Origin of the sequence: endosymbiont of Riftia pachyptila (vent Ph05), assembly GCF_000224455.1 — a bacterium.
GTDB classification, from domain to species: domain Bacteria; phylum Pseudomonadota; class Gammaproteobacteria; order Chromatiales; family Chromatiaceae; genus Endoriftia; species Endoriftia persephonae.
This window is the reverse complement of the sequence record NZ_AFOC01000044.1, coordinates 20,525-28,443: the sequence shown is the minus strand read 5'-3', so window position 1 is coordinate 28,443 and position 7,919 is coordinate 20,525. Positions and strand designations below refer to the sequence as shown.

The following is a 7,919-nucleotide window of genomic DNA, read 5'->3' as shown; positions in this document are numbered from 1 at the left end:
CAGGCAAGGCCAGTATCTGGCTCTGTTTCCGTATCGATACTGTGGGGCATGGAATCCTTTCCATTAAGACTTTAATTCCTGTAAAANTATAAATACATCACACAACAGATATCAATTCTTCCAGGATCGTCCTTGACAGGGCTTCAGCATCCCCCAGTTACAAACATCCGGGATCAGGCAACCATGGCCACTTGCAGACACATGAAGCCTAGACTTGTTAGGGCCAACCTCACCTTTTTTGGCGAACCCCCTCACCCCTGCTAACATGCCGCGGATAACCCGGTCCACCAAAATAATCTGTCGCAACTATGGCTAAAAGAAAAAAGAAGGGTTTCCGTTTTCCGTTTGGTCTGCTGTTTCTGCTGCTATTGCTGGCGATCCCGCTGCTGATGCTCGGCAGCCTCAGCTCGATCAGCGAAGATCTGCCGCTGGTGGGCGAAACCCAGCGCATGAACACCGATGCGGCGGTGCGGGCCAAAACCAAGCTGAGCGACCTGCGCAAGAAGCTCAAGTCCGAGGCGCAGACTGAGACCATCGTCCTCAGCGAGAAGGATCTCAACGGCATGCTGGCGGTGGCAGCTCGCGCTATTCACCGGCTGCACGGCGAGGCCAATGTGACCCCAGTAGAGGCGCAGCTGCGCTTCACCCTGGATCTGCCGGAGAATCCTTTTGGCAGGTTCATCAACATCCGGGCGGGGGTGGTGCCATCAGACTACGGTCTGCACCTGGCACCGGTCTATGTAGGCCAGACCGAGATTCCCGGCCCCCTCGCCCTGAAGCTGGTCGAGACCCTGCTGCAGGCGATGATGAAGGACGAACAGAGCAGCGCGATCCTGCAGGCGATCCAGTCGGTGGACATCCAGGGCGATCGCGTCACCGCAGTGTTCCAGCCCCTGCCCAATCTGAAGCAGTGGCTCAAGCCGACCTTCCGCCAGGTCGCCCAGCAGCGCGCCGGCGTCAGCCCGGAGCGACTGCGCTTCTACTTCGCCAAGCTCTGCGAACTCGACCAACTCTATCCCCACGCCATCGACACCTCCGCCACCGCCTACATCGCACCGCTGTTTGAGATTGCCAACAAACGCACTGCTGCTGGCGCCAGTGCAGTGAAGGAGAACCGAGCGGCGCTGCAGGCGCTGGGGATCTTTCTCGGCAGCCCGAGATTTGAGCGGGCCCTCGGCCACTACCGCACCGGCGAGCTGACCGAGTGCCGTGAGCGCAGCAAAAATGTGGTACTGGCCGGCCGTCACGACATGGTGCAGCACGTTTTCATCTCCTCTACCATGCAGATGCTGGGCGACAGCGAGATCAGCTTCGCCATCGGTGAGTTCAAGGAGGTCTACGACACCCGCGGCAAGGACTACGGCCTGAGCTTCAGCGACATCGCCGCCAACCGGGCTGGCGTGCGACTGGCGGAGCAGCTGCTCAACCCCGCCAGTGCGGCACGGGCGCAGGCGGTGCTGGCCCGGGCCGAGCAGGAGGCGGCGTTCTTCCTCAAGGTCTCTGATCTGCCGGACGAGATGCCGCAACGGGAGTTCGAACGCCGCTTCGGCAGCGTCGATGACCCGCGTTACCACGCCATGCTGAAGAAGATCGACGAGCGGCTGGATCGACTACCGGCGTTTCAGTAGCAGTCAGACAGAACAGCAGCCTGCTCAGTCATCCTCCCGGTCATCCTCGCGCCGGCATTCGCCTTCGATGGTGCGTTGATGACCGGGTGGGGAGTGGGGTTTGCGCTGCACCGGCCGCATCACCCCGGCCCCTTGCAGCCCACTGCTGATCAACCAGCGGCGCAACTGCGGCACCAGAAAGATGAAGCCGACAAAGTCGGTGACAAAACCAGGCAACAGCAGCAGTACACCGCACACCAGCAGCACCGCCCCCTCCATCATCTCGATCGCGGGCACCTCGCCACGCTCCATCGCCCCACGCACCCGCATCAGCGTCGAAAAGCCCTGCAGACGCACCATCGCACCGCCGATCAGGGCGGTCAGCAGGGTGAGAAAGATGGTGGCAAAGGCGCCTATCTGCGAGCCGACCTGGATCAGAAAGTAGAGCTCGACCAGTGGGATGCCAACAAACAGCAGTAGGAATATGAGTAACGGATTCATGCCGCAGCAGGGTACGCTCGAGCTGAACTCAGGACAAGCCCGCGCCACCCGCCAGCAGCCCCGCGGACGCTGTCACCCCGCCCCTTTTTAGAGTATCTTTCCCCGATGTCGACATCGGTGCTTCTCAGCCTCTGCAGCGTACCCGACCGGGAGACCGGCCTGCGTCTGGCGCAACAGCTGGTGGAGCAGCGGCTTGCCGCCTGCGTCAGCCTCAGCGCGCCAGTCACCTCCATCTATCGATGGCAGGGCAAACTGGAAACGGCAGAGGAGCTGCAGATGTTGATCAAAACAACAACCAAGCAGTACCCAGCAATGGAAGCTGCAATCCGGGCATCACATCCCTATGAACTTCCAGAGATCATCGCAGTCCCTGTAGAAAGCGGGCTCGATGACTATCTCAACTGGGTGGAGCAATGCACAACAATAGAATAACGACCTTCCTCATCATCACCCTGCTGGGGCTGCTGCTCGCCCCCTTTGCTTGGGCTGAAGACGAACTGCTGATGCCGGATCAGGCATTTCAGATCAGCGCCCGCAGCGACGGCCCCGACACCCTGCTGGTAGAGTGGCAGATCGCCGACGGCTACTACATGTACCGCGACAAGCTCCGCTTCAGCAGCGACGCGGTGGGCATCGAGCTGGGCGAGCCGGAACTCTCCGAAGCGAAGATTAAGCAGGACGAATTCTTCGGCGAGGTGGCGATCTACCGGGGCCACGCTAGCGCACGCATCCCGATCAAGCGCGACCCAGGCGCCCCTGAAACCATCACCCTGGAGGCCCGCTCCCAGGGCTGCGCCGATCTCGGCATCTGTTTCCCGCCCCATTCCCAGGAGATCAAGCTGGCGCTGGCGCCACAGCCTGCCGTAGCGCAGCAGGCTTCACCCGCGCCGCTTCCCCTACTCGGCGAAACTGCCGCCACTGCCCCCCTGTTTGCCAACGATGAGGGTGGCGAACTGCTGCCGCCCGAAGAGGCCTACAAACTCGCGGCCATCGTCGAGGATGGCCGCCGGCTGCGCCTTCGCTGGGAGATCGCCCCAGGCACCTATCTCTACCACGACAAGATCAAACTGGCGCTGATCGAGGCGGACGGTGTCGCCCTCGGCGACTATCAGCTGCCCGAGCCTGAGATCAAGAAAGACTCACCCACCCCAGACGGGACGATCGGCGATGTAGCGGTCTATCACGACCAGATCGAACTGCTGCTGCCGCTCACGCGCAGCAACACCGCGGCCACCGAGATCGTGCTGGAAGCGAGCTACCAGGGCTGCGCCGAGATCGGCGTCTGCTATCCGCCGCAGCGTCGCGAATTCACCCTGGCCCTGCCGGGAATAAGCAAGGCTGCAGCAGCGGAGACCGCACCTGCAGAGGTCACGCCTGCCGCGACACCGGCAGCTGCCGAGAGCAGCATCCCACTCTCTGAGGTCGATCAGATCACCGCCACCCTGGCTGGCGGCAGCTCCCTGCTGGTGATCGGGCTCTTTTTCGTGATGGGGCTGGGGCTGGCGTTTACCCCCTGCATCTTCCCGATGATCCCGATCCTCTCTGGCATTATCGCCGGCCATGGCGGCACGATCACCACCCGCAAGGCCTTCACCCTCTCTCTGGTCTATGTGCTGGCAATGGCCCTCACTTACACCCTAGCCGGGGTACTGGCCGGGCTGTTCGGCGAGAACCTGCAGGTCGCCTTCCAAAACCCCTGGGTCCTCGCCACCTTCGCCCTGGTGTTCGTCCTGCTGGCGCTCTCCATGTTCGGCTTTTACGAACTGCAGCTGCCCAGCAGCCTGCAGAGCCGCCTTTCAGAGATCAGCAACAAGCAGCGGGGGGGCTCACTGGCCGGGGTCGCGATAATGGGCTTTCTCTCCGCACTAATTGTCGGGCCCTGCGTGGCGCCGCCGCTGGCCGGCGCGCTGATCTACATCGGTCAGACCGGCGATGCCCTGCTTGGCGGTCTGGCCCTATTTGCCCTGAGCATGGGCATGGGCGCACCGCTGATCGCCATCGGCACCTCCGCCGGCAAGCTGCTGCCCAGGGCCGGCCGCTGGATGGATACGGTCAAGGCGGTGTTCGGCGTCGCCATGTTGGGTGTTGCCATCTTCATGCTGGAGCGCATCATCCCCGCTGACATCGCGATGTTCCTGTGGGGCATGCTGCTGGTGGTCTCTGCCATCTACATGGGTGCACTGCGCCATCTGGAGATCGAGGCCGGCGGCTGGCAGAAATTATGGAAGGGGCTTGGCATGGTGCTGCTGATCTACGGCGCACTGCTGCTGATAGGTGCCGCGGCGGGTGGTAAAGATACCCTGCAGCCACTGCGTGGACTGGTAGCGTCCGGTGGCGCGGCTGCCGGCCATACCGAGGAGCTCAGATTTAAACGCATCAAGAGCCTGGCCGACCTGCAGCGAGAGGTGGCCCAGGCAAGTGCCGCAGGCAGGCCGGTGATGCTCGATTTCTACGCCGACTGGTGCATCTCCTGCAAGGAGATGGAGAAGTACACCTTCGCCGACCCCAAGGTCATCGCCGCGCTCGACGGTGTGCTGCTGCTACAGGCTGACGTCACCGCCAACGACGCGACGGACCAGGCACTGCTGCAGGGCCACTTCGGCCTGCCCGGACCGCCGGCAATCATCTTCTACGGCAGCAATGGCACAGAGCGCAAACGCTTCCGAGTCGTCGGATTCAAAAGCGCCGATGAGTTCGCCACCCACGTCGCCGAGGCGATCCGCTGAGCACACCCGGCCGCGCCCTGCAGACCCTGCTGATCGCGGCCCTGCTGCTGGCTGGCTGGTGGGGGCTGCGGACACTGCAGCAGCCAACCAGGCTGGCCATTGAACCCAATCCACACCAGGGACCGATCACCATCCACCAGCTGCCGGCACTGCAACTGGCGAACCTGCAGGGAGAACCCATCGCCAGCAGCGACTGGTCAGGCAAGGTGGTCGTACTGCACTTCTGGGCGGCATGGAATCCGATCTGCCGGCGGGAGATCCCGGGACTGGTCCGGCTGCAACGCGAGTTGGGCGAGCGTGGCCTGCAGATGGTCGGCATCACCCTCGACCTGCCTCAGCCGGCCAGGGAGCGCGCCCAGGAGCTGGCGATCAACTATCCGCTGCTGCTCGGCGGCAGGTCAGAGATCGCCCTGGCACGCGGGCTCGGCAACCGTTTTCAGGGGCTGCCCTTCACCGCATTGTTCGACCGTGCCGGTAGGCTAGTCTTCTCTCACTATGGCGAGCTGGCAGAAGAGCGACTGCATGAAGTGATCATGCCACTACTCTAGCGTGCTGATCAGGCATATAATTCGGCGCCATACGGCAACAGGCTTTGGATCCTCCAAGCGCCGTCGTGAGGCCAAAAAGCATCCAAATCTTGCAACGATCTGGTGTGGAACTGCGCATAAAACTGGACAAAACCACTGGACTTTTGCAAAATCCGCATGAATTCGGCAATTCCGTCCAACCACTGGAGACCCAGTGGTTTTTGCATTGTTATGGGACGTTCCGCCGGGCATCACACAAACTCCTATGGATGACTCGAGACGATGGCGACCATTCTGGTACTGAACGGCCCTAACCTGAACCTTCTCGGCACCCGCGAGCCGGAGATCTATGGTCACGATACCCTGGAAGATATCCGCCAGCACCTGGAGCAACTGACCGAGGCCCAGGGCCATCGGCTGCGCTTCCATCAGAGCAACGCCGAGCACGAACTGATAGAGTTGATCCACCAGGCGCGTAGCGCGGGGGTCGGCTTCATTATCATCAACCCGGGCGCCTTCACCCATACCAGCATCGCGCTGCGGGATGCCTTTGCCGGGGTCGCAATCCCCTTCATCGAAGTGCATCTCTCCAACGTCCATGCGCGGGAACCCTTCCGTGCACACTCCTACCTATCCGATATCGCCGTCGGCGTGATTACCGGGCTTGGCGCCCAGGGCTACGAACTTGCCCTGCAGGCAGCCAGCCGATTGCTTGCGGCAGACAACAACTGAACGAGTATCAACACTATGGATATCCGCAAAGTCAAAAAACTGATCGAACTGCTCGAAGAGTCCGATATCGCCGAGATCGAGATCCACGAAGGCGAGGAGTCGGTGCGTATCAGCCGCAACAGCTCGATGCCGACTCAGATGGTTGCCGCAGCCCCAGTGGCCGCACCCGCCGCGGCGCCGGCGCCGGCGCAGGCCCCGGTCGCAGAGGCAGCTCCTGCAGCCGCAGCGGAGATCCAAGGACACGCAGTCAAATCCCCGATGGTCGGTACCTTCTACCGTGCCCCCTCGCCGGGCAGCAAATCGTTCGTCGAGGAGGGCCAGAGCGTTGCCGTTGGTGACACCCTCTGCATCATCGAGGCGATGAAGATCCTCAACCAGATCGAATCCGACAAGGCGGGCGTGGTGAAGAAGATCCTGGTGGATAACGGCCAGCCGGTCGAATACAACGAACCCCTGTTCATCATCGACTGAGAAGCGCCATGATAGACAAGATCGTTATCGCCAACCGGGGGGAGATCGCGCTGCGAATCCTGCGCGCCTGCAAAGAGCTCGGCATCAAGACTGTCGCCGTCCACTCTGAAGCCGACCGGGACCTGAAACACGTGCTACTGGCGGATGAGTCGGTCTGCATCGGCCCGGCCCCATCGGCCGACAGCTATCTCAACATCCCCGCCCTGATCAGCGCCGCCGAAGTCACCGACTCGATGGCGATTCACCCCGGCTACGGCTTCCTCTCGGAGAACGCTGACTTTGCCGAGCGGGTGGAGAACTCCGGCTTCATCTTCATCGGCCCGAAGGCGGAGACCATCCGCACCATGGGCGACAAGGTGGCCGCCATCGAGGCGATGAAGAAGGCCGGTGTGCCTACAGTACCCGGCTCCGACGGCCCAATCGATGGTAACGCCAAGCGCACCAAAGAGATCGCCCAGCGGATCGGCTATCCGGTGATCATCAAGGCCGCTGGCGGCGGCGGTGGTCGCGGCATGCGGGTGGTTCACTCCGAAGCCAGCCTGCTCAACTCGGTGGCGATGACCAAGGCCGAGGCGGAAGCGGCCTTCGGCAACGGCACGGTCTACATGGAGAAGTACCTGGAGAACCCGCGTCACGTAGAGTTCCAGGTACTGGCCGACACTCACGGCAACGCAGTGCACCTGGGCGAACGCGACTGTTCCATGCAGCGGCGCCATCAGAAGGTGGTGGAAGAGGCCCCAGCCCCCGGCATCACCCCGGAACAGCGCGCCAAAGTGGGTGGACGCTGCGCCGAGGCCTGCCGCCAGATCGGTTATCGCGGCGCCGGCACCTTTGAGTTTCTCTACGAGAACGACGAGTTCTATTTCATCGAAATGAACACTCGCGTACAGGTTGAACACCCGGTCACCGAAATGGTCACCGGTATCGACATCCTGCGAGAACAGATCATGATCGCCGCCGGTGAGCCCCTCAGCTTCACGCAGGAGGATGTGACCCTGCGCGGCCACGCGGTGGAATGCCGTATCAACGCCGAAGATCCGAAAAACTTCATGCCCAGCCCCGGCACCATCACCCAGCTGCATGTTCCGGGCGGCATGGGGGTGCGCGTCGAGAGCCACATCTACAATGGCTACCGGGTGCCGCCCCACTACGACTCGATGATCGGCAAGCTGATCACCCACGGTGACACTCGTGAATCCGCCATCGCGCGGATGCGCATCGCCCTGGCCGAGATGGTGATTGGCGGCATCAAGTGCAACATCCCGCTGCAGCAGGAGATCATGAAGGACGCCGCCTTCCAGGCTGGCGGCGCCAACATCCACTATCTGGAAGAAAAACTGGGACTCTGACGAGCC

Annotated in this window: 8 protein-coding genes; 7 read left to right on the top strand and 1 reads right to left on the bottom strand. The window is 62.1% G+C overall.

The annotated features are described in order from the left end of the window. Positions 1 to 308: 308 nt before the first annotated feature. Positions 309 to 1,628 (top strand): hypothetical protein, encoded by a 1,320-nt coding sequence (locus tag RIFP1SYM_RS08515; RefSeq protein WP_005961920.1) that lies wholly within the window; start codon positions 309 to 311, stop codon positions 1,626 to 1,628. Positions 1,629 to 1,652: 24 nt separating this feature from the next. Here RIFP1SYM_RS08515 and RIFP1SYM_RS08510 read toward each other — a convergent pair whose 3' ends face one another. Beyond that, positions 1,653 to 2,108 carry an FxsA family protein gene (locus RIFP1SYM_RS08510; RefSeq protein WP_006475830.1) on the bottom strand — a complete coding sequence of 152 codons (456 nt, stop codon included), beginning with the start codon at positions 2,106 to 2,108 and terminating at the stop codon, positions 1,653 to 1,655. A 105-nt stretch (positions 2,109 to 2,213) separates the two neighbouring features. Between RIFP1SYM_RS08510 and cutA the strand changes: the two genes are divergently transcribed. The 6 genes from cutA to accC all read left to right on the top strand — a co-directional run bounded on the left by cutA (position 2,214) and on the right by accC (position 7,913). After that, a complete protein-coding gene (gene cutA, locus RIFP1SYM_RS08505; RefSeq protein ID WP_005961916.1) occupies positions 2,214 to 2,540 on the top strand; it encodes a divalent-cation tolerance protein CutA in 327 nt (108 codons plus the stop codon). Continuing rightward, the gene (dsbD, locus tag RIFP1SYM_RS08500) at positions 2,522 to 4,834 is read left to right on the top strand and encodes a protein-disulfide reductase DsbD (protein ID WP_005961914.1); all 2,313 of its coding nucleotides are present in this window, start codon (positions 2,522 to 2,524) and stop codon (positions 4,832 to 4,834) included. Before cutA ends, dsbD begins: the two co-directional genes overlap by 19 nt. Continuing rightward, on the top strand, positions 4,831 to 5,382 hold the full coding sequence (locus tag RIFP1SYM_RS08495; RefSeq protein ID WP_320415590.1) for a TlpA family protein disulfide reductase: 552 nt from the start codon (positions 4,831 to 4,833) through the stop codon (positions 5,380 to 5,382). The genes dsbD and RIFP1SYM_RS08495 overlap by 4 nt, the downstream gene beginning before the upstream one ends. A 261-nt stretch (positions 5,383 to 5,643) precedes the next feature. Then, the gene (gene aroQ, locus RIFP1SYM_RS08485; RefSeq protein ID WP_005961910.1) at positions 5,644 to 6,093 is read left to right on the top strand and encodes a type II 3-dehydroquinate dehydratase; all 450 of its coding nucleotides are present in this window, start codon (positions 5,644 to 5,646) and stop codon (positions 6,091 to 6,093) included. Positions 6,094 to 6,108: 15 nt separating this feature from the next. Continuing rightward, the gene (gene accB, locus RIFP1SYM_RS08480) at positions 6,109 to 6,564 is read left to right on the top strand and encodes an acetyl-CoA carboxylase biotin carboxyl carrier protein (RefSeq protein WP_005961908.1); all 456 of its coding nucleotides are present in this window, start codon (positions 6,109 to 6,111) and stop codon (positions 6,562 to 6,564) included. A gap of 8 nt (positions 6,565 to 6,572) precedes the next feature. After that, the gene (gene accC / locus RIFP1SYM_RS08475) at positions 6,573 to 7,913 is read left to right on the top strand and encodes an acetyl-CoA carboxylase biotin carboxylase subunit (RefSeq protein ID WP_005961906.1); all 1,341 of its coding nucleotides are present in this window, start codon (positions 6,573 to 6,575) and stop codon (positions 7,911 to 7,913) included. Positions 7,914 to 7,919 lie beyond the last annotated feature (6 nt).

What these genes read in the sequence shown, in the direction of transcription:
- RIFP1SYM_RS08510 (WP_006475830.1), bottom strand. Translation starts at nt 2,108, where the DNA reads ATGAATCCGTTACTCATATTCCTACTGCTGTTTGTTGGCATCCCACTG.
- RIFP1SYM_RS08515 (WP_005961920.1), top strand. Translation starts at nt 309, where the DNA reads ATGGCTAAAAGAAAAAAGAAGGGTTTCCGTTTTCCGTTTGGTCTGCTG.
- accC (WP_005961906.1), top strand. Translation starts at nt 6,573, where the DNA reads ATGATAGACAAGATCGTTATCGCCAACCGGGGGGAGATCGCGCTGCGA.
- dsbD (WP_005961914.1), top strand. Translation starts at nt 2,522, where the DNA reads ATGCACAACAATAGAATAACGACCTTCCTCATCATCACCCTGCTGGGG.
- aroQ (WP_005961910.1), top strand. Translation starts at nt 5,644, where the DNA reads ATGGCGACCATTCTGGTACTGAACGGCCCTAACCTGAACCTTCTCGGC.
- accB (WP_005961908.1), top strand. Translation starts at nt 6,109, where the DNA reads ATGGATATCCGCAAAGTCAAAAAACTGATCGAACTGCTCGAAGAGTCC.
- cutA (WP_005961916.1), top strand. Translation starts at nt 2,214, where the DNA reads ATGTCGACATCGGTGCTTCTCAGCCTCTGCAGCGTACCCGACCGGGAG.